This is a genomic window from Blautia sp. OF09-25XD (assembly GCF_003482095.1).
GTDB classification, from domain to species: domain Bacteria; phylum Bacillota; class Clostridia; order Lachnospirales; family Lachnospiraceae; genus Fusicatenibacter; species Fusicatenibacter saccharivorans.
Window position 1 is genome coordinate 24,224 of record NZ_QUMG01000008.1, and the last position, 22,983, is coordinate 47,206.

Genomic DNA, 22,983 nt, shown 5'->3' on the forward strand with positions numbered 1-22,983 from the left:
TGTAACAGAATGTTCCTTTTTCGAAATTTTATACGCTTTTATTTTTCTTCTACACCCGTCATGCTCTGGTGATGTACGGTCTGCATAATACTCTCCTGCTGTCGCTCGATATGCTCGCGGATCATCTTCTGTGCGCCTGCAAGATCCCGATTTTTCATACGTTCATAGAGGGCATCGTGCTCCTCGACCAGGGAACGTCGGGATTTTACATCCTTTAAATATTCAATCCGGTAACGGTACATTTGCTCCCGCAGATTGTTCAGCAGCTGAATCAGGCGCTCGTTGTTCGTCGCCTGATAAATCACATCATGGAATGCCACATCTGCCTGTGCAAGCTTCTGCAGATCATCCGTCTCTGTTGTCTCCAGCATTTGTTCAAAGCTGCGCGATGCCTGATAAAGCTTCTGCAGTTCGCTCTCTGTAATCCGCTGACACGCCAGTTTTACCGCCAGCTCCTCGAGTCCGAGCCGCACCTCCAGCACATCGTTCAGATCTTTTTCCGTGATCTGCGCCACCTGTGCACCCTTGCGCGGCACCATGATTACAAGGCCATCCAGTTCCAGCATGCGAATCGCTTCACGGATCGGCGTACGTGAAACGCCGAGCTGATTTGCCAGCCGGATTTCCATAAGCCGCTCTCCCGGCTTTAACTCCCCGCGCAGAATCGCCTGGCGCAGCGTGCGGAACACGACATCACGGAGCGGAAGGTACTGATAATCCTCCATCTGCAGGTCTAACTCATTTTTTACCATACTTTGTACCTCCCGGTTTTGATACTGTAGTCAGGAATGTCTGTTTCGACAGTCCGCTTATTTTTAACTGAGCGCGGGCAAATTCTGCCTTGTCCGGATCGTCGAAAATGCCGAATACGGTCGGGCCGCTGCCGCTCATCATCGCATTGACCGCACCGTTTTTCATCATCTGTGCCTTGATCTCATCGATCACCGGATACGCCGGACACGTCACGGATTCCAGCACATTTCCCATGCGGTCCGTGATGCCGTACAGGTCATGATTTCGGATCGCCTCTACCATGCCGTCGATATCCGGATGCTCCGTCACCTCGTCAAGATGCAGGTTTCCATAGACAAATTTCGTCGAAACATTGATACCCGGTTTTCCGATCAGCACGTAGCACATCGGTACGCCGGGAAGGGATGTCAGCTTTTCGCCGATTCCTTCTGCCAGCGCTGTACCGCGCATCACACAGTACGGAACATCCGCACCGATCTGCACACCCCGCTCCATCAGCTGGCGTTTTGTCAGACCAAGCTGAAACATGCGGTTAATTCCTACCAGTGCTGCTGCCGCATCCGAGCTTCCGCCCGCCATGCCGGCCGCTACCGGGATAAATTTTGTCAGGTTCATATCAACGCCCTGACGGATATCAAATTCATCCATCAGAAGCTTGGCCGCTTTGTATACGAGATTTCCGTCATTACACGGAAGGAACGGCAGATTGGTTGTAAGCCTTATTCCGGGTTCTTTGCTCTCCTTTATTTCCAGCTGATCGTACATCTGGATCGTCTGCATTACCATGCGGACTTCATGGTAACCATCCTCTCTTTTTCCGGTCACATCAAGACCAAGATTTATTTTTGCAAGCGCACGCAGTTTCATCGTAGGCACCACCTTCGGTAATGTTTTTTGTATACATAGATATTAATGGATTTTTCTTCTATTTTCAAGCTTTATCTTCTGTTTTTGTACATAATTTTATACAATTCAGTTCAACAGACTTAGAAACGCAGGCGTAAGCGGTGGCTAATGGAAACGAACAAGAGCAAAATAAGAGTTTACGAACCTGTCGAAACTTGCTATAATTTTCATCAGATATCAGGGCAAAAGATCAAAAAGCCGGTGCAAGCTCGCTTGCAAGAGGATTTTTGATCTCTTGACCCCAACATTTTTGTCAGAAGCCAGAGCATGTCTGAAAAAAACTTTTCGTAAGCTGCGAATCTCAGATTACGGAAATGATTTTTTCAGACATGCTCTAGCTTCTGCGAAAGAAAAGGAAGTAGCTTTTTATGAGTTCACAAAGATCTTATTCATTTTCCCGCCAGGCTCTGGTCAACGGAATCCGCGATGGCATTCCGATCGGGCTTGGCTATTTTGCGGTCTCGTTTTCGCTCGGCATTGCGGCGCGTAAGGCAGGTCTTAGTCCTTTTCAGGGCTTTCTCGCCAGTCTTTTTAACAATGCTTCCGCCGGAGAATACGCCGCCTTTACACTGATTGCCGCCAATGCAGGCTATCTGCAGGTCGCCATCATTACGCTCATCGCCAATGCGCGGTATCTGCTGATGAGCTGTGCGCTTGCCCAGCGTTTTTCACCGGACACGCCGTTTTTCCACCGTTTTCTCATTGGTTACGATGTAACGGATGAACTGTTTGGCATCACAATCGCGCGCCCGGGCTGGCTGAATCCGTATTATACATACGGTGCCATTCTCGTCGCTGCTCCCGCGTGGTCGATCGGCACGGCTCTTGGCATTATTGCCGGAAATCTGCTGCCGCTGCGCGCTGTCAGTGCCTTAAGCGTGGCGCTGTACGGCATGTTCCTTGCAATCATCATTCCCCCGGCGAGAAAGAGCCGTGTGGTAGCGGGTCTTGTTGCCGTCAGCTTTTTCTTAAGCTTTATCTGCAGCTATCTCCCGGGCATCTCCACTCTCTCCGACGGAACCAGAACGATTCTGCTCACCGTTCTGATTTCCTGCGCCGGAGCTATCCTGTTCCCGGTAAAGACAGAGGAGGAAAATGCTGATGTACAATAATTATATCTATATCGCCGTCATGGCTCTGGTTTCCTACACAATCCGGATTCTGCCGCTGACGCTGATTCGGAAGCCGATTAAAAATCAGTTTATTCAGTCGTTTCTGTACTACGTTCCATACGTGACGCTGTCCGTCATGACCTTCCCGGCGATTGTCCATGCAACACAGAGCCCTGTTTCCGGCGCACTCGCGCTTGTCGTCGGCATCGCAGCCGCATGGTTCGGTGCAAGCCTGTTTCAGGTTTCGGTGGCATGCTGTGCCGTGGTGTTTGTGATTGAATTATTTTTGTAATAGAAATGAGCCGCCCTGTGGGAACAATCCTTTTCCCCGGGGCGGCCCGTTTTGTATGTATTACTTTTCTGTTTCTGTTTTTCTGAAATGATAAACGCTGACCGAAGCCGCCGGCAGTGCAATCTGGAAGGAGTCTTTTTCCCGTGCAGGTGCTTTTCCTTCTTTGCAGCGGACTCGGTTCGGATGTTTCGCATCGTTGTAGTTCTGCGGATCTTGGGAGTACAGTGTTTTGGCCTCAACAAATTCCGGACACTGTTTGAATTTCAATTCGATTTTCTTTGATTCGCTGTAGCTTGTATTTACGAGATTGACGTAGATATCATCATTTTTGATCGAGGCAAAAATGCAGACCTCAGGATCTTTGTTCTTTTCCTCAAAGCCAAGCGTATACGCACCCTGATGCACCTGATACATATCGAACACATCGTAGTTTGGTGTCAGAATGCAATGCTCGCCATCCGTCAGGAACAGGGAATTCAGGACATTGACAGACTGTGCTACACATGCCATGCGCACATCCCCGGTATTGCGGTGGAAGATGTCGAGTGTCAGTGCGGTTGTAACGGCATCGCGCATCGTGCACTGCTGATACAGCGCCGGGCGTGCATTAAACGCACTGCTGTGCCAGTTTCCCCACTCACCGACAATCAGTTCACATTTTCTCGGTGCCGCCCGGAACGGCCCCTCCGGTTTCGGAAGTGCTTCAAGACCGTCATCTATCAGGCGGCGCTGCTCGTGAATGACATTTTCCAGCTCTTTGCATCCATTGATCACATCATACCACTGTTTTTCATCAAACTTTTTCTCTGTCTGAAGCTGTTTCAGATTCCAGTTGTAAAAATGGAGATCGTAGCCATAGAGAGACGGCATCCGGTATTTTCCCATTTCCTTAAAGAAATCTTTTGTCCACGCAGCACGTTCTTTCGGCTTATTTCCATCCGGGCCGCTGGCGATGCATTTCATGGAAAATGTCTGATCGCCGCCTCCAAACGACGGACAGGAGGAACTGAATTTCCGGTATTCGTTCGCATACATCTGCGGCGTCATTTTTCCGCCGCCGTCCCATACTTCATTTCCGATACCCCAGTATTCAATCTCGAACGGTTTTTCATGGCCGTTTGTTTTTCGTTCCTGCGAAAGTGCCGTCGGCTCTTTGCGGTTACAGTACTCCATCCACTCTCGCATCTCGGATGGAGAGCCGGTCATCATATTGATATTAAACCATGGCTTCGCGCCGATCATCTCGCAGAATTCCATCATCTCGTGCGTACCGAACTGATTGGGATCCGTCTCGAAAGTACCGAAGTTTTCATTGTATGTAACCGGCCGCTGCTCCCGCGGACCTATGCCGTTCCGCCAGTGATATACATCCGCAAAACATCCGCCCGGCCAGCGGATCACCGGCGGGTGCAGCTTCTGAAATGCATCCACAAGGTCTTTTCGGATTCCATGATAATTCGGAATTTCCGAATCCTCTCCAACCCAGATTCCATCATAAATACAGGAGCCAAGAAACTCGATAAAGTGTCCCTGCAGTTCCGGGTAAATATATTTTTCTCCAGCTAATTTTCGAAACGTAATCTTCTGCATAAAAATCCTCCAAATGAAAGGGTGGTGTGTATTTTTGCTACTTTTCAGTATAGGACACTTTAAAGGAAAATACAATTTATTCTGAAAAGATCTCCGTAAAACTAGGATTTTCTGGTTTTACGGAGATCACAAATTTTTATGCTCTTTTTTTGCCTGCTCCCCTCGGCGGATTTACCCGTCGAAATTTTAGCGCCCGTTCTGGAGTCGTTTCCGGACAATCTTCATCAAATACAATAGGTTTTTCTTTTGCTGCTTTTAGTTCCCTTAATTCTTCTTCTGAAAAAGCGAGTTCTTTTATCAGGCTTTCTGTCATTTCTTTAGTATTTACCATAATAAAGCCCCCTTTCAAAATTGGTTGCATATCTTGCGGAGATTAATCTTGTCACATCTATTTCTGCCCCATTTTCATTTTTCCGTATTCTTTCCGTATACACTACAAACAAAACATCATCACTTTTTATATTTCCGATCATAATCTCTGTATTACGCTCTATTTGCGCTGTCCCTGCAGATAAATCACCTATGATATCATATCGATCTTCAACATTACTATTTTCCTCATCATAATATTCTATTCGATCATAATCAAAAAATACACGGGCAGCACTTTTAAATGAAATTCCATGTTTTTCTATATTAATTTTATTCTTTTTCTCATCATATTCGAAAATCATTCCACCAAGTGAAAATGTTACAGTTTTGCTATTCTCCAATGATTACCTCCGATTTCAGTATTTTACTGTTTTTATCGTATCATCTTTTCTTTTCTGCGTCAATGCATGATGTTAATTCACAAATTGCAATTCTCTACTTGACATCTGATATTATCAGTGATATATCAATAGTATAATCAGAAAGAAATGCAAGATTTACCAGTTGATAACGCATAAAAAACTATACAGGAGAATTTTCATGGATCAGAAATTATATGACAGTTATGTAAAGATTTTAAAAAACGAGCTTGTTCCGGCGCTTGGCTGTACAGAGCCGATTGCCATTGCATATGCGGCAGCAAAAGCACGCGAAGTACTCGGACAGATGCCGGAATCGATCGAGCTTTGCTGCAGTGGAAACATCATCAAAAACGTAAAGGGTGTTAAAGTTCCAAACTCCAATGGCCTGAAGGGAATTGATGTTGCGGCAACGCTTGGCGTCGTCGGAGGCTGTGCCGAACGTGAACTTGAAGTACTTGAAGATGTGACCGAAGCAGATATTGAAAATACAAAAAAGCTGGTACAGCAGGGATTCTGTACCTGTACTTTAAAAGAAGGCGTAGAAAATCTCTACATTGTTGCAAAAGTCATTGCCGGAGAGCACAGTGCAGAAGTAACAATTGTAAACCGTCATACTCTGATTTCACGCATCGTAAAAGATGGTGAGATACTTTATCAGATTGCGGCTCATGAGGATTCCCCTGAATACGTTGATAAAAGTGTGCTGAACGTCAAGGATATTCTTGAATTTGCCGATACTGTGAAGATCGAAGACATCAAAGAAATTCTTGACCGTCAGATCACCATGAACTCTGCCATTTCCGATGAAGGTCTCCGTCATCCATACGGTGCACAGGTTGGCCGCACGCTGCTGAATGAATACGGCAATGACGTAAAAATCCGCGCCCGCGCCCGTGCAGCGGCAGGCTCCGATGCGCGTATGAGCGGCTGCTCTCTTCCGGTCGTCATCAATTCCGGCAGCGGAAACCAGGGCATGACCGTTTCCCTTCCTGTCATTGAGTTTGCAAAAGAATGGAACGTTTCCCAGGAAAAACTGTACCGCGCACTCGTTGTCAGCAACCTGATTGCGGTTCATCAGAAAAAATATATTGGAAGTCTTTCCGCTTACTGCGGCGCCGTCAGCGCAGGCTGTGGAGCCGGTGCCGCCATTACCTATCTTTCTGGCGGAACTTATGAAGATGTCAGTCTGACGATCGTCAACACCATTGGAAACGTCGGCGGTATTGTCTGCGACGGCGCAAAATCCTCCTGTGCGGCGAAAATTGCATCCGCTGTTGACGCTGCTATTCTCGCCCACTACATGGGCCAGCATCACAGAAGTTTCCAGCCGGGCGAAGGTATCGTGCGGGAAGATGTCGAGGATACGATCAAGAGTATGGGATACATCGGAAGAGTCGGCATGAAAGATACCGATACGGAGATCCTGAATATTATGATCGACCGTGTGGATATTGACGAAGTGTGTAAATAACGAAAGTATTACGATAGACAGCCATCTGGACAAACTTGCACAGATGGCTGTTTTTATATTGCTCTTTCTGTCCATACAAAAACCCGCTGCGACGCCCTCTGTCGAACAAAATTTCCGATAAATTGTGACACACATCTTGTGGAAAGCTTTTTTCAAACAGGCTCTGATTTTGATTAGCAGTCCCTGTCACATCCCATAATTCAATTTCAGTTTCGCAAAAAAGTCTCTCAACGTCAGCTCCGCATTCGGATCATGGTAAACGCGAATTTTGCGGTTCTTTCCGGTGAAGTGATAGCTCATGTCCTCATAGCTGATTTCCGGCGCTTCTACCATTTCATAGAGGTCGGTACGCTGTACCTCTGCCAGCAGCAACCCAACTGTCGGAGAATCGCCGAGACCCCAGATTTCGCCGTGCGGCCATTCCTGGAACTGATAGAAGGTGTTGTTAAAGTCTACCATCTGCTGATACAGATAATTTCCAATTTCTCCACATGGCTGAACATTAAGCTGCAGCTCGGCAAGAGAAACTGTTACTTTCTTGTATACGGTAGACGGAACCTGCCATACCTTCATGCCGGATTTCATCACAACGTTTGCAGCTGCGATATCCTGGCGGAGGTTGAACTCTTCTCCCCCTTCCGGATACGGTGCTCCGCCGATCCAGATGGCGGTCATGCGGTCTGCGATTTCCGGTTTCATCAGAAGTGCGGAGGCAACGTCGGTCAGTGCTCCCTGGCAGGCGATGAACAGCGGATGCGGATCATCTTTCATGGCTTCTTCGGCGATCAGCTTTGCGCCATCCGACACGGCCGGAGTCTGCTCGTCCTTCATCGGAAATTCCGATCCTTTGCAGACCGGGCATACGCCCTGCCGATCCATCAGATCCAGCACTTTATTGACCTCGTCCATGCTCGCCTGTGCTGTGTGGCCATCGCCGTAATCGCGGGAGAACATGTTGAAGTGACACGGAACGATGCCTTTCAGAATAAACATCGGTGTCATCAGGTGATGTGCCAGTGCGAACTGGTCGTCCGCCTCATTTTTGCAGTCTGTGCTGACAATCATACGCACGCGTTTGTTGTCCGGCACGGAAAATGTGTAATTCATTTTTTTCATAGTAAATCCTTTCTGCTGTAAAAGCCAAAAACATACAAAGCAATCCGCCCGAAGACCGCACAGCTTTACGGTTTCCGGGCGGATTTGCCTTAGATCTAATTATACCTAATGTTGATCTTTCGTTAGTTTGCTTCTTTTGCTGCTGCAATCGTATCAAGGTTAGACTGCGGAGTTTCTGTAGCTCCTCCGTTTTCATCCAGCCATTTATCCAGCTGCTCCTGTTTTGCATCCATAACAGTCTGCAGTCCGGCTGCATACAGCGCATCATTCAGTTTCTGGAGTGTTTCTTCTACACCAGCAACTCCGACAGAGCCTGTCTCAAGTGCTGGACGATACGTATTCAGTGCATTCTGCAGAGCTGTGATCTGTGTAGAGTATTCAGAAGAATCCCACATAAATCCGTATGCCGGTGAATACTGTGCCCAGTCGTTATGGTGCTGCAGTTTATCCCAGTAATTTGCATCCTTGGAACCATCATTCCATACGTATGTGTTAAACTGATTGCCCATAAACCATCCTGTATTCTGATGATATTTAAAGTTAGAAGCATCTTCACCATCTACATAATAAGCAGTACCATCATCCAAAACTTTATAGTTTACATCCTGAATACCATTCTGCCACAGATTCATAACCTCCGGATCTGTATACAGCGCGGAGATAAACTTAAAGGCCATTTCCGGATCCGCACTGTTGGTTGCGATGCCAGTATCATAAAACTTACGTTTGTAGTTGAATATCCACCTTCTACATCCTGTCCAAAATACATTGCATAGCAGTCTGTTCCTGTAGATGCCTTTGCCTCAACAAGATAGCCCGGCTTAATTGCTGACATATAAGAGAACGTATTTCCAGCCTTCATCATAACTGCAGCTCCCTGTGTATCCGTCAACGCATCCGGATAAATGTATCCTGCATCAAACCATTCCGCCAGCTGGGTTACTGCTTCTTTGTAAGTATCGGTTTCAAACTCGTTCACTACGGTTGTGGAGTCATGATCAGCCTCCCAATCCAGAACACCGAACTGATCCGCTAACTCGTCGAAAAATGCAAGACGTCTCATCGGGCTTGCACTTCCCTGCAGATACAGAGGTGTCATTTCCGGATGTGCTTCTTTTACTTTCTTGAAAATTTCAGTTGCAACAGACCAGTCATACACTTTTCCGGTGTATTCATCCTGATTCAGCTCCAGTCCGTATTCCTCTGCGATACCAAGTTCATCACAGATATCTGCTCTCATAGTCAGACCACCAAGTTCAACCGATTCCTTCTGTGCCGGAAAACCGAACAGAATACCATTCATGGAACCTACCGTTGCATTTGCTTCACCAAGCACATCTTTAATAGCCTGTCCCTCCGGAGTATCCATATACTGGTTCATATCGACAATACCATTCATTGCAATCCAACTGGAAGCATTGCTGTAATAAATTGGCATAACATCCAGCTCATCACCACCGGAAATCATCAGCTGAATCGTCTGCTGATATTCTGCATACTGCAATGGAAGAAATTCCACTTCAATATGATATTTCGGAATCATGTATTCATTCAATGCATCCTGCACTGCGGTACGTGCTGCGTCATCCTGCTCGTAGAACTCGACGAAGGCAAACACGAGATGATAAGGATTTTCTTCCGTGTACTCACCAAGCTCTGTTTTTGTTACGGAAGCATCTACCTCGCCAGATGCCGATGCTGTTGATGTTGTTCCAGAAGAGCTCTTGGATGAGCCGGAAGTGTCTCCACTGTTTCCGCAGCCGACAAGCAGGCCGCCCACCATTGTCGCTGCCAGAAAAGCAGCAAGCATTTTTCTTTTCATATGAAAATTCCTCCTTAAAATAAGTTTATCACGAAGCAGCCCTTTTCGCTGCTAATGATTCATTCCATCTGTATCAGCCTTTGACTGCGCCAAGAGCGATACCTTTTGCATAATATTTCTGGAAAGACGGGAAAATCAGCATAATCGGCAGAATTGCTACGAATGCAATTGCCATCTGGATTCCCGTTGCCGGAATGGTCGATGCAGCTGCTGTCACATTCGAGTTGGAGCTCTGTGTCAGGAACTGAATATTCTGTACCATCTGGTTCAGAAGGTTCTGTACGTTGTACAGACCTGTATTCTTAACGATATAGTACAGACCATTGGTCCAGTCATTCCAGTAAGCAAGGCCTGCAAAGGTGCCCATTGTTACCAAGATCGGTTTTCCAAGCGGAAGTACGATTTTCCAGAAGATGGTAAACTGGCTTGCACCGTCAATCTCTGCCGCCTCGTATAATCCATCCGGAATGCTTGTGGTAAAATAAGTTCGAATCATCATAACATTCCATGCAGAAAGCAGGAAGTTTGGAAGCAGCTGTGCAAAAATCGTATCTTTGATATGGAAGGTACCTGTCCACATAATGTAAGATGGAACGATACCGCCGTTGAACAGCATGGTAAAGAACACGAAGAACATCATCACATTTCTGCCCGGAAGATTTTTTACTGACAAAGGATAGGCCATCAGAGCAGACAGAAGGACATTCAACAGAGTTCCGACTACCGTGACACCAATACTTACTCCATAGGCCTTCAAAATCTGACCTCCGGATTTGATGATGTAGGAATAGGACGCGAGGGAGAACTTCTTCGGAAAGAAGGAGTATCCATTCGCTACCAGTGTGTTTTCATCTGTAATAGAAGACATAAATAACAGAATAAACGGTAAGATAATGGCAAGCGTCCAGATAATCATGACAGCGTTTGCTAAAATCTGATATTTGGAAAATGGTTTTTCTTTCATACGTGATCTCCTTAGAACATTGCGTTTTCTTTGCTGACTTTACGTACGATTCCGTTTGCGGTAAGGACAATGATAAATCCGATGATGGACTGATAGAAGCCGGCTGCTGCAGACATTCCGACATTTCCGGATTTCATCAGGCCGCGGTATACGTAGGTATCAATAACATTGGTTGCCGAGTACAGAAGTCCTGAATCACGTGGTACCTGATAGAACAGACCGAAATCGGAATAGAAGATACGGCCGACACTCATCAATGTCAGGGTGATTACGGTTGGTTTCAGGAATGGAAGCGTAATGTTTTTGATCTGCTGCCATTTGGTTGCGCCATCCAGAGAAGCTGCCTCATACAGAGACGGATCAATGCCATTGATGGTAGATATGTAGATCAGACATCCATATCCTACACCCTTCCAGGTATTTACAAAAATCAGAATGAACGGCCAGTATTTCGGTTCTGCATACCAGTTCACAGCATCTTTTCCAAGTGCACTTAAAATCGAATTGTTTACAATACCTGTACTCTGACTTAAAAATGCATATACAATGTAGCCAAGAATAACAGCCGACATCAGATATGGAAACAAGATTGCACTCTGATAAATTTTCTTTAATTTTTTATTAAACGTATCGCAGATAAAGATTGCAAAAATAATTCCGACTACCGTGTTCAGAACAATAAACGCCAGATTGTAAAGTAACGTATTTCTTGTAATAGTCCATGCATCCGATGATGCAAACAGAAATTCAAAGTTCGCCAGTCCGCAGAACGGGCTCTTCCAGATTCCCAAACGGGCATTGTACTTCTTAAATGCTACGATAATGCCTGCCATCGGAATATAATTGTTAATGAGCAGATAGATCGCGCCTGGAAGGAACATCAGATACAGCGGAAGGTATCGTTTGAATTTTGCTGCTTTGCTGTGGCTGCTCCCGGATGATGCATGGGATTTTTTTAAAGATGCCATGTTTTTCCTCCTCGTTTCCTCTTTGTTTTCTCGTTTTTTTGTCGTTGCAAGTATGTTCGAACAAAATTGCTTTGACTATCAACTGTTGTTATTATATAATTTTAATAAACTTTTTAGCAATTCACATTGCTTAGGTTTTATTGCACTTTTCTTAGAATCTATGTGCAAATTATATATAATTACGGAGGCATCCTTCTTGAATTCATCAAAACATCGTACTTTTTCACTAAACTTCAATTTTTTTTGACCACACTATGCACAAACACAAAATATATTCCCTAAAGAAAAAAGCATTTTGGTATTGGATGCGTATTTTAATAATATTCAGTATTTTATTGCTGTTTTTAATTTTTTATATTTCCAAACAGCTTCAGCATGAAACCTACCAGGGAATTCATCAGACAATGGATCTTTATGTACAGCAATTAAATAAAAGTATGGAAATCGCAGAAAACTGTCTCTGGGAATTCGCCAACAACAATACCGATGTTGTCGATACCATCACTTCCAAAAACAACCCAAACGCAGCAATTTCCCAGATTAAAGCCTCCAGGCTTTTGGATAATACTTTAAGTTACATGACAGACATTGACGGTATGTTTGTTTATGGAAAAGCAAACGACCATTTTGTCTGCCGCTATAAAAACGGGGGCTCCAATGACTGTAGTTCCTACATGAAAAAGCTTTTACGTCAGTCGGGAGAGGACGCCTCCGCTCTCAACTTCAAGAGTTGGTATTATATAGAGCTGGAACGCCATACCTATCTGATCCGAATTATCAATGATCTCCATGGCTATCTTGGTGCCTGGATCCGTCTGGATGAACTGAATACTCCATTCGATGATTCAAATACCATTTTTCTGTTTGCTGATGAAAATGGTATTCCATACGACAACGAAAGCTGGTCCGATTTTAAACTGTCTACCGACTTTTCTACCCAGAAACCTCATCGGATCCGCGGAAAGGACGGTATACAATATTTACAGGTCGCTGAAAAGCTTCCTTCTTCTACCTGCTCCTTAAATGCACTCATCCCCTCCGAAGAAGTCAACACTCCTATTTACAATATGCTCAAGCTTCTGCTCGGGGGTGCTCTGCTGATTTTCGTGGTTTCTCTTTTATGGACCGTTTCCTATGAACACCTGATTTCAAAGCCTCTTGATCTGATCCGGAAAATGGCATCACAGGTCAAAGAGGAACAACAGGTGCCGCACCCGGATCTTTCCAATGAGCGGTGTGAGGAGGTTCTGGAAATCGGTGAAACACTGAATAAGCTGATGAATCGAATTGAGAAGTTAAAAATCAATGTTTATGAGGATAAATTAAATCTGAAGGCACTGGAGATTCAGTATCTGAAATCCCAGGTAGCGCCGCACTCTCTGATCAACTGTCTCTCCGCAATCGCATCAATGCCATTCACGGAAGAAGGAAGGCGGCTCACAAATGAATTCGTCCGCACACTTTCGAATCATTTGCGGTACACCCTGCAGGATAAGACAGCCGTTCCTTTGAAAGAAGAACTGAAATACGTAGAAAATTTTCTGGAGATGACAGAACTGCGGTTTCCAGGCTGTCTGAACTGGGAAATCCATGTGGATGAGAAATGCAGGAATGCTTCTGTTTTTCCGATCATTCTGCTGATGTTTACAGAAAATACCATCAAGCACAACATGATCATGGGCGAAGAGCTCCGTGTCCGTATCACCGGCAGCCTTGTGGAGCGCAATGGTGAAAAATATGTGGTTCTCACTCATCTCGACTCCGGCAGTGGTTATTTTAAAGAGGATCTGGAATACCTGAACCGGCCAGTTTCCCAGCAGGTTCATGACTTTGATGGAAAAAAAATCGGAACCTACAATCTGCTCAAACGGCTTTATCTTGTTTATGGAGAAAAAGCCCATGCGCATTTTTCCAACGAACCCGGATGGGGTGCAAGATCAGAGGTTACGATTCCATACATTCCATACCGGGAGGATGGCAATCCGCCGGAAAACAAAATTGAAACATCGGAACCTCTTTTTTCACATGCTTCCGACACACCTCAGGTCCCCGGCAAAAGAAACGAGAGCTAAAGCTTGTTTGAAAAAGGCTTTCGGCTTGCTTTTTGTAACGATTCAAATCCATGCGAAACGGAAGAAAGGAACAGGGCTTTTACAATGAACATTTTAGTAGTGGATGATGAATATTATATTGTGAAAAACATTATCGAAACGACAGACTGGTCGGCGCTCGGGATTGAGCAGGCGTTTCCTGCCTACAGTGCCAGCCAGGCAAAACGAATTTTTGAGGGTTCCCAGGATATTGATATTCTTTTGACTGACATCGAAATGCCGCGCGAAACCGGTCTGCAGTTAGTGGAATGGCTGCATGAGAACAATTTTCATCCCATCGTACTCGTTCTGACCGGCCATCAGCGATTTGATTATGCGCAGGAAGCGCTGAATTTACATATTTTCTCCTACCTGTTAAAACCAATCGACCCGGATCAGCTTATGGAAAAGCTGGCGGCGGCTGTGCAGGAGGTAAAAAAAAATGCATGGTATGAGAAAGAGCGGCTGAATATGGAAGAGCACCTCTCCACCGATGCCTCGGACCCGATCAGCGTCATCAAGGACTATATCCGTTCGCATCTTTCCGATCCTGAACTGGGCCGCACCTCCATCGCCGAGAAAATCCACATGAACCCGGACTACCTGTCCCACATTTTCAGTACGAAAACAGGAGCGTCGCTCAGTAGCTACATCATGGACGAACGTATGACAACCGCAAAACGTCTGCTTGCCACCACCAGCTTCTCCCCCCAGCAAATCTGTGACCAGATCGGAATCGCAAACGTTTCCTACTTTTACCGGCAGTTCAAGAAAAGCAGTGGAGTGACACCGCAGCAGTATCGGGAGAAGCATTTTCATGGATAATCACGAGCCCTGGAGCGTGCCTGGAAAAGGTCTCCAGCGCACAAAAAAACAGAGTGTATTGGAATTCTTCGTTTCCATACACTCTGTCTCATTTCTTACCCACAAAAATCCGCCAGATCCTCTTTCAGATAGTTCTGCGTCTTCTCCAGATCTTTCTCCCGGATACTCTGCATAATATCGTTATGATGCGCAATGTCCAGTGCCGGGTTTACGTTGGACCAGGTCTGCCAGTAAAACTGGGCGTAAGCGCGTTTTAAGACGTTCATGGTGCGTTCAAGCTCCTGATATGCGTAAGCGTTGCCGGAGAAGGAAATCAGCTTCAGATGGAATGCTGTATTTGCCTCCCAGTGATCCCATACGCTGTCGGTGCTCTGTTTGCATCTCTCATCAATCTCGGCAAGCTCCGCCAGATTTTCTTCGGTGATATGTCCGATCGACTGACGAAGATATCCGCCCTCGAGAACAAGGCGGAAATCCAGAATATTCTGTGCCTCTTCGCGGGACACGCTGACAACCTGGTAGCCGAAGCGCGGGAAGCTGCGGAGGATTCCCTCATTGCAGAGCGTCACAAGGGCTTCACGGATCGGTGTCTTGCTGCAGCCGAATTTCTGTACCAGCTCCTGCTCGTTGATAATTTGATTGGGTTTATATTCATCGGTAAAAATGCCGTTCAAAATGGCCTGATATACCATATTTTTAAGGCTTTCCTGTTGTTTTTTCATAAGGGGAAACTCCTTATCTTTTATTTTCTTCACTTTTGCGCATCCTGATTTTTTTCTTCTCCAAATGCGCCCTGTTTTTTATCTTAACAAATTTTTTTTTGCTTGTAAATGCCGTGCTCCCAGATTTTTACCGGTAAAAAAAGGAAAATGATGTTTTCACCATTTTCCCTCTTCTGTTCCCTCATTGGACGTTATCGCTTATTCTGTCTGCCGTCAGATTACATACTCATTCGACTTCTGCATCTGCCATTCCACCAGATCTGCCAGCGTAATATTGTCCACCACACTGTTGATGGCATCGTTCAGTTTTTTCCAGAGCATCACCGTAACGCACTGATCTTCCCTGCCGCAGTCGGCGCCGTCTTCTACACAGTCCACCGGCGCAAGGCTGCCCTCGGTCAGACGCAGGATCATGCCCACGGTATATTCTTCCGGCTTTCGTTTCAGGGAATAACCGCCCGCCGGGCCGCGCACACTTTTTACGAAACCAGCTTTATTCAAAATCGAGATGATCTGTTCCAGATATTTTTCCGAAATCTCCTGCCGCTTTGCCACATCTTTCAATCGCACCGGTTCGCCGGTATTGTTGAGTGCCAGATCCAGCATCAGACGAAGCGCATACCGTCCTCTTGTCGAAACTTTCATTTTATTTCCTCCGAATATATGTCATGATAAAAATACCTTCTTTTATTTTATTCCATATTCTCTACATATTCAATAGGAAATATAACACAAACCCAAAGCATGTCCGAAAAATGCAATAACTTTTTATCCGCTTTCCATGCTTACTTATCATCTCAAATCCTGCGCAATCTCTTCTCCCATCTTCTCTACCGCATCCACAATCTCCCGGATCTGCTCTCCGGTAATTCCATCGATATGCACGCCACCGGTGCAGACGGTCACGGTACGGCAGGCACAACAGATTTTTTCCGCCAGCATCCGGCACAGTACCTCATCTTTATGTCCGGTGCGGTTCCATACCGAGGAAGTCGCACTCCAGCTCCCGTCTCCGGTCAGCGATTCCCGTGGTACGGCCTGCACCACACAGCCGATATGCGGCTTTTCTCCTCCGGCGAGACAGATCTGAAAATCTTCACCGATCTTCATTACCGTCACTTCCATCGTGCATCCTGTAGCTGTTGTCTTTTTTGTCAGCATCCTTTCCATCTCCGGTACTCCTTTACTTCCACGCCGAACGGCAAAAGCAGTTTGGCCGCAAGATGTGTCACCATATCGTCGATGGACTCCGGTTTCTGATAAAAGGTCATCATCGGCGGAACAATCCATACATTTGACAATCTCGACAGTTCGTACAGATTCCGCAGATGAATTTCACTCATCGGTGTCTCCCGTGCTGCCAGTACAAGCGGGCGTTTCTCCTTGATCGTCACATCCGCCGCACGCAGCAGCAGATTGTCGGTGTATCCGCTTACAATTCCTGCCGCTGTTTTCATGCTGCACGGCACAATCACCATGCCTTCTGTCCGGTACGACCCGCTCGCCGGGCCTGCACCGATGTTGTCCTGCTCGAGCACTTCATCTGCCAGCGCTTCCACCTGCGAAACACTCCAGTCTGTCTCCTGTTCCAGCGTCAGCTTTGCACTGCGGCTCATCACCAGAAGGGAACGGTATTCCTCACTATCCCGCAGAATTTCAAGGCACTTCATCAGCAGCGGCATTCCACTCGCCCCGGAAGCGCCAACTACAATCCGTTTTTCCACAGCCATCCGTCTCGTTCCTTCCTTTTATCCACAGATTCCATCGATCCATGCGAATAACTCGTCGAGGTCGTAGTCGCCTGCATGCGGCGTATTCCATGGGGAATGGTAATCAACCTCACAGCCCGCCTCGCGCAGTTTTGCCGTCAGCATTGCCGAGATCACCAGAGAGGTGTCGCGGTCGCACTCGCCGTGGCGGATGCGGAAATGCTGTGCTTTTTCTGCTTTTTCATCCAGAATGTATTCCATTGGATTCATCATTTTCACAACTTCTGCTTCCGCACACGCGCCCTGTGCTTTCGTGTGTGCTGTGCTGTATTCCGTGAAGTGACGGCAGTTTGTCGTCTCGTTTCCAAACAGATCATTCTCCGGGCTTTCCAGATCCAGCGCATCAAAAGCAGGTGCCGTTTTCATCCGGGTGATGTCTTTGACATAAGCGGTAAAATCCATGCCCTGCACTTTGCCGTTCTCGACGATCAGCCATGGTTTATCTGATAAATCCACACCCTGGTCAGACGCTCTCTGCGCAGATTCCATCACAACGCGTTTTACATATTCCTTCAGGGATCCTTCTCCATCTGCATCAAGTGTCAGTGGATCTCCGTTTTCATCCTTCAATCCAAGGCTGTTTACATATGCCGGAAACATTGCTTTTTCCTCTGCTGAAACAAGGATCTGTTCTTTCGTCATCTCGCCATCCACCGGTGTGAAAACCGGGCGGCCGCCCTCATCCATTTTCATGTTGGCACGGTGAAAATCATTTACTCCGCAAAATTCCCATTCATACGCCATGTCTGCGTGTTCAAGGTTTGTGATCGGGCAGTAGCAGGAAGCCGCAAACACGTTATCTCCGGCATCCGCCGCGCCAAGTGCCTGCAGATACGGCTCATAGTCCGGGTGATTTCCCGTGCTTCCCATCAGGGATGACAGCGCACCTCCGGCACTCGTTCCATTGGTGATAATTTTGCTCGCATCGCCAGGCAGCTCATCCGCGAAGAAGTGGAGATATCGCACGGCCGCTTTATAATCAACCACGCAGATGGTGCTTTTCCGTTGTACCGGCCATCTGCCCCCTTCTGCACTCTGCCGCGGATTGCCGGGGATGCCACAACATAGCCGTGCTGCAGTGCACGAAAAATCGTGTTGGGTCTGCCCTGTAAAAATGGATTCGTTCCAGGCTCATCCGCCGGACCCGGCATGTAGCCGCCGACCGTATTCGGCATGAAAACCGGCGCGCTCCCTAAATCATAGCCATGCAGGGATGCTCCCTCATAATAGCATTCCGGCACAAAAAGATTCATCTTCTGAAACTCTTCATTAACCGGTTTTTCCACATAAATCAGGTCGCGGAACGCCCGAAACCGGATCGTCTCGCCACACAGTGTTACTTCTTCTATTGTATAATCATTTTTCTCAAATTTCAGCATACCAGGCTACTCTCCTTTTTTGACAAAATATACTTTTTAGAACACAATATAACATTTTTTTTGCAAAACATGCTTTTATTCCTCGTCCAGCCAGTGTTTCGGATCAACTTCCAGAAACCTCGCCCGCACAAATCTTTTCTTCTGATCATACGGCACGGTACAGTCAAAAATTGTCTTGCATGCAATTCCGTGATCGCGGATCGATGGCGAACACGTCGGATCGTTTGACGGATCGAGCGGATGACACCGGACACCTGGGATCGTGATGATATCCGCATCGCCCTGGAATCGTGTGTTCATTGCCCAAAGGACATCGTTCATATCGAAGCAGTCCACGTCCTCATCCACGAGAAATACATGTTTCAGTTCACTGAATGCAGAAAAAGCCAGCAGCGCCGCCTGACGCTGTCTTCCCTCATCACTTGGACCAAGCTTTTTAAATTGAAGAACAGCCATATATTTTCCGCCGCCCGCAGAACCACAGTACACATTCCGGAGTCGTCCCGGCATTGCTTTTTCTACCATGCCATAGATACTCGCTTCCGTCGGAATGCCCGCCATGGAAACATGTTCCTCGCTTGGTCCGATGCAGGTCTGCATGATCGGATTTCGCCGGTGTGTTACCGCTTTTACTTTAATCAGGCGGCACTGATCGCTCGCCGGACCGGTATAACCCGGAAATTCCGGCATGGCGTAACCGGTGTGGCTGTTCTGATCTTCCTGCACACGCACGCCCGGGATAACCTCGCCCTCGATCACATACTCTGCATTCGCAATTGCCATCTCATTTACCGAAACGCAATGGCACAGTTCCACCGGCTCTTTCCGCAGCGCACCTGCAACCGAAAGCTCATCGTAACCAAGCGGTGTTGTCGGCGGCTCAAAGCAGGAACCGATCTCAATCGCAGGATCGACGCCGATGCTGATGGAAATCGGCAGTTTCTGGCCAAGCTCCTCCGCACGGTCTGCCATCGCGCCGATATGGCGTGCACCCGGCGTGAAGAAAATCGAAAGTTCGTCTTTTCCCTGAATACAGAGACGGTGAATCGTCACATCGTGCAGCCCGGTATCCGGGTGGGAAGCGTAACACATGCCAAGCGTGATGTACGGGCCTGCGTCATCCGGCGTGTTGGTCGGTGCCGGGACGAGGCGGTTCAGATCAAAATCGGGATCCGTCGCCAGATGCACAACCTCCTGACACGGCGGCGCACCCTGAAATTCCACCGGTGCAACCGGCTTTTCCACGCTGTGATACAGCATTTTCCCAAGATTCTCCGGCTCACAGTCCAGAAGTGCAGCCACACGCTTCCGGCTCGCCAGGACACCGATCGCAACACTTGCGTCCGGGTGGCCTTTGATATTGCGGAAAATCATTGCCGGTCCTTCTTTCGTCGGACGTTTTACCGTTCCGCCCGCGCCGACATAGCGGTAAACTCCGGCAAGCTCCGCCATCGGATCAACTGCAACATCCGTCTCGGCAAGCTGTCCCGGCATATTTTTCAATCGTTCCAGCGCACTGCGCAGATCTCTTACTTTTTCAGCCATAATCATTCTCCTTATTCCCCAAATCAAAACTGTCTCATAGAATGTTCTTTTTTGTACTCCATTCAGCCAGCAAATCCATCGGATCCTCTCCATCCACTTTCCCTGCTGCATGTTTTATCCTTTTTTATTTTAAAAAGAAACCTTTGTGGAATCAATTCGATCTGTGGTACAATTGTTTCCAGAATGGAATGAATGAAATAGAATGATTTTCAAAAGGAGGTTCTCTCTTATGACCATGGAACAGATCGACTTTTTTCTGATGACCGTCCGATGCGACACTTTTTTAGAAGCTGCAGAAAATCTTCATATCGCACAGTCCACGCTCTCGAAGCAGATCCAGAAGCTGGAATCCGAACTGAATCTCACCCTCTTCGACCGCACCCGCCGCCAGGCGGTTCTGACTCCGGCAGGCGAGCTGTTCTGCCAGGAAGCCTCAGAGCTCTCCCGCCAGTATCATCAGATGCTGCAGAAAATGCGCCACTTTAAAGAGTCGGAACGCCAGCCGCTCCGCGTCGGCTCTCTTCCGTTTCTGACGCAGTATCATCTCACCTCCCGCATCCGCGCTTTCGCACATACGCATCCGGAGGTTGAACTGATGCTGGAAGAGTGTGAAGAAAACGAGCTGATGGACGGTCTGCAGTCCGGTCGTTTTGATCTTGTCATTGCACGGGATTCCATGATCTCACCGCAGAAATATCACTTTGTACCTCTCGCAAAGGATCGTCTCTGTGTGATGCTCCCCATCGATCATCCGCTTGCAGAAAAATCTTCCCTGACAATCGCTGACATTGCCAGAGAACCTCTGATTCTTATGCATCCCTATACCTCGATTTATCAGCTCTGTATGCAACTATTTGAAAAGGCAGACCAAAAACCGCACATCCTGCGCACTGCCCGCCTGGAATCCATAATAAGCTCCGTGGAAGTCGGCGAAGCCTTAAGCCTGTTTGCCTGGAGTAACTTTGCATTGTTCCACCACCCAAACGTCACCGCCGTTCCTCTGCGCGACGCACCGCCTCTTGTGATCGGTGCCGCGTATCCGCTCAAAATGAAAGCATCAAAAAAGCCGGGAAATATCTCTGCACAGACGCTGAAATCATTTGTCTTTTTTATTCAAAATCCCGTATAAAAACACGCTTCTGGTGCTTTCAAACATGCCAGCGGCGTAACGCTGACGCAGCATGAGACAGACCTATGGTTAATAGCAGGCAAAAACAAAAATAGCTGGTAAAATGTCTGACGATCGCCGGAACCGATATTTACTATCCGACCCAGGATGATCTGACCGGTGCGGAAATCGCGTTTGGCGGTGATATGATTCGTTCTCTGAAAAACGACAACTATCTTGTTATGAAAACCGAGGCACAGGGATTTCCAGGATGGACGCCATACAAGGGCCAGCTCCGCCAGCAGGCTTACAGCCATCTTGCCTCCGGTGCAAACAGCGTCATGTACTGGCACTGGCATTCGATTCATAATACGCTCTGGCATCATAATTTCCCATGCGGTTTATCTAAGCCCAAAAAAGAAGCATGTTTGTTTTTTCAAACACGCTTCTTTTTTTTGTATGCTTTTTTATATTCTCTTTTACTTTGTATCCTTTTTACTGAACTGCCTCAAATGCCTCATCCAGATCCTCGATGATATCGTCGATGTTCTCGGTACCGATGGAAAGACGGATGGTGTTTGGTTTGATTCCCTGATCCAGCAGTTCTTCCTCGGTGCACTGGCTGTGTGTAGTGGTTGCCGGATGGATCACCAGAGATTTTACATCAGCAACGTTAGCCAGCAGGGAGAACAGCTCCAGATTGTCGATGAAATCTTTTGCTTTCTGTGCATCGCCTTTGATTTCGAAGGTGAAGATGGAACCGCCGCCGTTCGGGAAGTATTTTGCGTACAGTGCCTGCTGCTCCGGATCATCGGATACAGACGGATGATGTACTTTTTCTACCTGTGGCTGGCTCTCCAGATATTTTACAACCTTCAGCGCGTTCTCTACATGACGCTCTACACGGAGAGACAGTGTCTCAAGTCCCTGCAGAAGCAGGAAGGAATTGAACGGAGAAAGCGTAGCTCCGGTATCACGAAGAAGGATCGCACGTACTTTTGTAACGAATGCAGCAGGTCCAACTGCTTTTGTAAAGCTGATGCCGTGGTAGCTCGGGTTTGGCTCGGTCAGGGATGCGAATTTGCCGGATCCCTCCCAGTCGAATTTACCGCTGTCTACGATCACACCGCCAAGGGTAGTTCCGTGACCGCCGATAAATTTAGTTGCGGAATGAACAACGATGTCTGCGCCGTACTCGATCGGACGAACGAGGTATGGAGTTGCGAAGGTATTATCGACAACCAGCGGAATTTTGTTCTCATGTGCAATTTTTGCAAGTGCTTCGATATCGACAACATCAGAGTTCGGATTTCCGAGGGTCTCGATATAAATGGCTTTTGTGTTCTCCTGAACAGCTGCGCGAACCTCATCCAGATCGAATACATCAACAAATGTGGTGCTGATGCCGTACTGTGGAAGGGTGTGTGCCAGCAGGTTGTAGGAACCGCCATAGATGTTCTTTGCGGATACGATGTGGTCGCCCTTCTGAGCCAGGTTGATGATGGTGTAGTTGATAGCTGCTGCTCCGGAAGCTACTGCAAGTGCCGCAACGCCGCCCTCCAGTGCTGCCATTCTCTGCTCGAAAACATCCTCTGTCGGGTTGGTCAGACGACCGTAGATGTTTCCTGCATCCTGGAGTCCGAATCTTGCTGCCGCGTGATCGGAGTTGTTGAATACGAAAGAAGAGGTCTGATAGATCGGCACTGCTCTTGCTCCGGTTGCCGGATCCGGATTTTCCTGTCCTACGTGAAGCTGTAAGGTTTCAAATTTAAGATTTCTTTCTGCTCTTGTTTTTTTGCTCATGATTGTATTCTCCT

At 47.2% G+C, this 22,983-nt stretch carries 25 protein-coding genes and 1 pseudogene; 8 read left to right on the forward strand and 18 right to left on the reverse strand.

The genetic code is table 11. The annotated features are described in order from the left end of the window. Nucleotides 1-38: 38 nt before the first annotated feature. Together DXA93_RS08260 and ispE are read right to left on the reverse strand one after the other, a co-directional pair. Nucleotides 39-752 carry a GntR family transcriptional regulator gene (locus tag DXA93_RS08260; RefSeq protein ID WP_243109180.1) on the reverse strand — a complete coding sequence of 238 codons (714 nt, stop codon included), beginning with the start codon at nucleotides 750-752 and terminating at the stop codon, nucleotides 39-41. Further along, on the reverse strand, nucleotides 739-1,620 hold the full coding sequence (ispE, locus tag DXA93_RS08265; protein WP_119208052.1) for a 4-(cytidine 5'-diphospho)-2-C-methyl-D-erythritol kinase: 882 nt from the start codon (nucleotides 1,618-1,620) through the stop codon (nucleotides 739-741). The genes DXA93_RS08260 and ispE overlap by 14 nt, the downstream gene beginning before the upstream one ends. 407 nt (nucleotides 1,621-2,027) lie before the next feature. Here ispE and DXA93_RS08270 point away from each other — a divergent pair, with 407 nt between their 5' ends. Further along, nucleotides 2,028-2,771, forward strand: coding sequence for an AzlC family ABC transporter permease (locus tag DXA93_RS08270; protein ID WP_119208053.1), 744 nt, complete (start codon nucleotides 2,028-2,030; stop codon nucleotides 2,769-2,771). Beyond that, a complete protein-coding gene (locus DXA93_RS08275) occupies nucleotides 2,761-3,063 on the forward strand; it encodes an AzlD domain-containing protein (protein ID WP_330410127.1) in 303 nt (100 codons plus the stop codon). The genes DXA93_RS08270 and DXA93_RS08275 overlap by 11 nt, the downstream gene beginning before the upstream one ends. Nucleotides 3,064-3,123: 60 nt before the next feature. On the opposite strand, the gene DXA93_RS08280 is transcribed toward DXA93_RS08275, so the two are convergent. The 3 genes from DXA93_RS08280 to DXA93_RS08290 all read right to left on the reverse strand — a co-directional run bounded on the left by DXA93_RS08280 (nucleotide 3,124) and on the right by DXA93_RS08290 (nucleotide 5,366). Continuing rightward, on the reverse strand, nucleotides 3,124-4,653 hold the full coding sequence (locus DXA93_RS08280) for an alpha-N-arabinofuranosidase (protein ID WP_119208055.1): 1,530 nt from the start codon (nucleotides 4,651-4,653) through the stop codon (nucleotides 3,124-3,126). A 136-nt stretch (nucleotides 4,654-4,789) separates the two neighbouring features. After that, a complete protein-coding gene (locus DXA93_RS08285; RefSeq protein ID WP_055226225.1) occupies nucleotides 4,790-4,984 on the reverse strand; it encodes a hypothetical protein in 195 nt (64 codons plus the stop codon). After that, nucleotides 4,971-5,366: a BrnT family toxin gene (locus DXA93_RS08290; RefSeq protein ID WP_330377069.1), complete on the reverse strand. Its 396-nt coding sequence runs from the start codon at nucleotides 5,364-5,366 to the stop codon at nucleotides 4,971-4,973. Before DXA93_RS08290 ends, DXA93_RS08285 begins: the two co-directional genes overlap by 14 nt. 199 nt (nucleotides 5,367-5,565) lie before the next feature. Here DXA93_RS08290 and DXA93_RS08295 point away from each other — a divergent pair, with 199 nt between their 5' ends. Then, entirely contained in the window at nucleotides 5,566-6,858 is a 1,293-nt protein-coding gene (locus DXA93_RS08295) for an L-cysteine desulfidase family protein (protein ID WP_055267159.1), read from the forward strand. A gap of 57 nt (nucleotides 6,859-6,915) precedes the next feature. Continuing rightward, complete coding sequence (locus tag DXA93_RS20890; RefSeq protein ID WP_368250375.1) at nucleotides 6,916-7,035, forward strand: DUF6783 domain-containing protein; 120 nt, start codon at nucleotides 6,916-6,918, stop codon at nucleotides 7,033-7,035. Nucleotides 7,036-7,044: 9 nt separating this feature from the next. Here DXA93_RS20890 and DXA93_RS08300 read toward each other — a convergent pair whose 3' ends face one another. The 5 genes from DXA93_RS08300 to DXA93_RS08320 form a co-directional block, all read right to left on the reverse strand. Beyond that, nucleotides 7,045-7,974, reverse strand: a complete 930-nt coding sequence (locus DXA93_RS08300; protein WP_070103170.1) for a nucleoside hydrolase — start codon at nucleotides 7,972-7,974, stop codon at nucleotides 7,045-7,047. Nucleotides 7,975-8,096: 122 nt separating this feature from the next. After that, entirely contained in the window at nucleotides 8,097-8,651 is a 555-nt protein-coding gene (locus DXA93_RS08305) for a DUF3502 domain-containing protein (protein ID WP_119188771.1), read from the reverse strand. Further along, nucleotides 8,603-9,796 (reverse strand): ABC transporter substrate-binding protein, encoded by a 1,194-nt coding sequence (locus DXA93_RS08310; protein WP_119188770.1) that lies wholly within the window; start codon nucleotides 9,794-9,796, stop codon nucleotides 8,603-8,605. Before DXA93_RS08310 ends, DXA93_RS08305 begins: the two co-directional genes overlap by 49 nt. Nucleotides 9,797-9,869: 73 nt before the next feature. After that, entirely contained in the window at nucleotides 9,870-10,760 is an 891-nt protein-coding gene (locus tag DXA93_RS08315; protein WP_055226220.1) for a carbohydrate ABC transporter permease, read from the reverse strand. Nucleotides 10,761-10,771: 11 nt separating this feature from the next. Then, nucleotides 10,772-11,728 (reverse strand): ABC transporter permease, encoded by a 957-nt coding sequence (locus tag DXA93_RS08320; protein WP_055226218.1) that lies wholly within the window; start codon nucleotides 11,726-11,728, stop codon nucleotides 10,772-10,774. Nucleotides 11,729-12,132: 404 nt separating this feature from the next. Between DXA93_RS08320 and DXA93_RS08325 the strand changes: the two genes are divergently transcribed. Continuing rightward, nucleotides 12,133-13,800: a sensor histidine kinase gene (locus DXA93_RS08325; RefSeq protein WP_158579605.1), complete on the forward strand. Its 1,668-nt coding sequence runs from the start codon at nucleotides 12,133-12,135 to the stop codon at nucleotides 13,798-13,800. Between the two features lie 84 nt (nucleotides 13,801-13,884). Continuing rightward, nucleotides 13,885-14,643: a response regulator transcription factor gene (locus tag DXA93_RS08330; protein WP_055226214.1), complete on the forward strand. Its 759-nt coding sequence runs from the start codon at nucleotides 13,885-13,887 to the stop codon at nucleotides 14,641-14,643. A 95-nt stretch (nucleotides 14,644-14,738) separates the two neighbouring features. Here the strand turns inward: DXA93_RS08330 and DXA93_RS08335 are convergent, their stop codons facing one another. The 7 genes from DXA93_RS08335 to DXA93_RS08360 all read right to left on the reverse strand — a co-directional run bounded on the left by DXA93_RS08335 (nucleotide 14,739) and on the right by DXA93_RS08360 (nucleotide 20,058). Then, nucleotides 14,739-15,365: a GntR family transcriptional regulator gene (locus DXA93_RS08335; protein ID WP_055226212.1), complete on the reverse strand. Its 627-nt coding sequence runs from the start codon at nucleotides 15,363-15,365 to the stop codon at nucleotides 14,739-14,741. 213 nt (nucleotides 15,366-15,578) lie between these two features. Continuing rightward, complete coding sequence (locus DXA93_RS08340; RefSeq protein ID WP_055226207.1) at nucleotides 15,579-16,010, reverse strand: RrF2 family transcriptional regulator; 432 nt, start codon at nucleotides 16,008-16,010, stop codon at nucleotides 15,579-15,581. A gap of 147 nt (nucleotides 16,011-16,157) precedes the next feature. Next, the gene (locus DXA93_RS08345; protein ID WP_082424856.1) at nucleotides 16,158-16,526 is read right to left on the reverse strand and encodes a prenylated flavin chaperone LpdD; all 369 of its coding nucleotides are present in this window, start codon (nucleotides 16,524-16,526) and stop codon (nucleotides 16,158-16,160) included. Further along, nucleotides 16,520-17,095, reverse strand: a complete 576-nt coding sequence (locus DXA93_RS08350) for a UbiX family flavin prenyltransferase (RefSeq protein WP_055226203.1) — start codon at nucleotides 17,093-17,095, stop codon at nucleotides 16,520-16,522. The genes DXA93_RS08345 and DXA93_RS08350 overlap by 7 nt, the downstream gene beginning before the upstream one ends. Before the next feature lie 18 nt (nucleotides 17,096-17,113). Then, a complete protein-coding gene (locus DXA93_RS08355; RefSeq protein ID WP_243109181.1) occupies nucleotides 17,114-18,121 on the reverse strand; it encodes a subtype B tannase in 1,008 nt (335 codons plus the stop codon). Continuing rightward, nucleotides 18,004-18,513, reverse strand: a complete 510-nt coding sequence (locus DXA93_RS18395; protein ID WP_243109182.1) for a hypothetical protein — start codon at nucleotides 18,511-18,513, stop codon at nucleotides 18,004-18,006. The genes DXA93_RS08355 and DXA93_RS18395 overlap by 118 nt, the downstream gene beginning before the upstream one ends. A gap of 75 nt (nucleotides 18,514-18,588) precedes the next feature. Continuing rightward, the gene (locus DXA93_RS08360) at nucleotides 18,589-20,058 is read right to left on the reverse strand and encodes a UbiD family decarboxylase (RefSeq protein WP_055226200.1); all 1,470 of its coding nucleotides are present in this window, start codon (nucleotides 20,056-20,058) and stop codon (nucleotides 18,589-18,591) included. A 229-nt stretch (nucleotides 20,059-20,287) separates the two neighbouring features. Here DXA93_RS08360 and DXA93_RS08365 point away from each other — a divergent pair, with 229 nt between their 5' ends. Next, on the forward strand, nucleotides 20,288-21,187 hold the full coding sequence (locus DXA93_RS08365) for a LysR family transcriptional regulator (RefSeq protein WP_158583282.1): 900 nt from the start codon (nucleotides 20,288-20,290) through the stop codon (nucleotides 21,185-21,187). 101 nt (nucleotides 21,188-21,288) lie between these two features. Beyond that, nucleotides 21,289-21,543: pseudogene (locus tag DXA93_RS20555) on the forward strand (beta-galactosidase); the annotation flags it as partial. Between the two features lie 118 nt (nucleotides 21,544-21,661). On the opposite strand, the gene DXA93_RS08375 reads toward DXA93_RS20555, so the two are convergent. Then, nucleotides 21,662-22,969 carry an O-acetylhomoserine aminocarboxypropyltransferase/cysteine synthase family protein gene (locus DXA93_RS08375; protein ID WP_117510022.1) on the reverse strand — a complete coding sequence of 436 codons (1,308 nt, stop codon included), beginning with the start codon at nucleotides 22,967-22,969 and terminating at the stop codon, nucleotides 21,662-21,664. Nucleotides 22,970-22,983 lie beyond the last annotated feature (14 nt).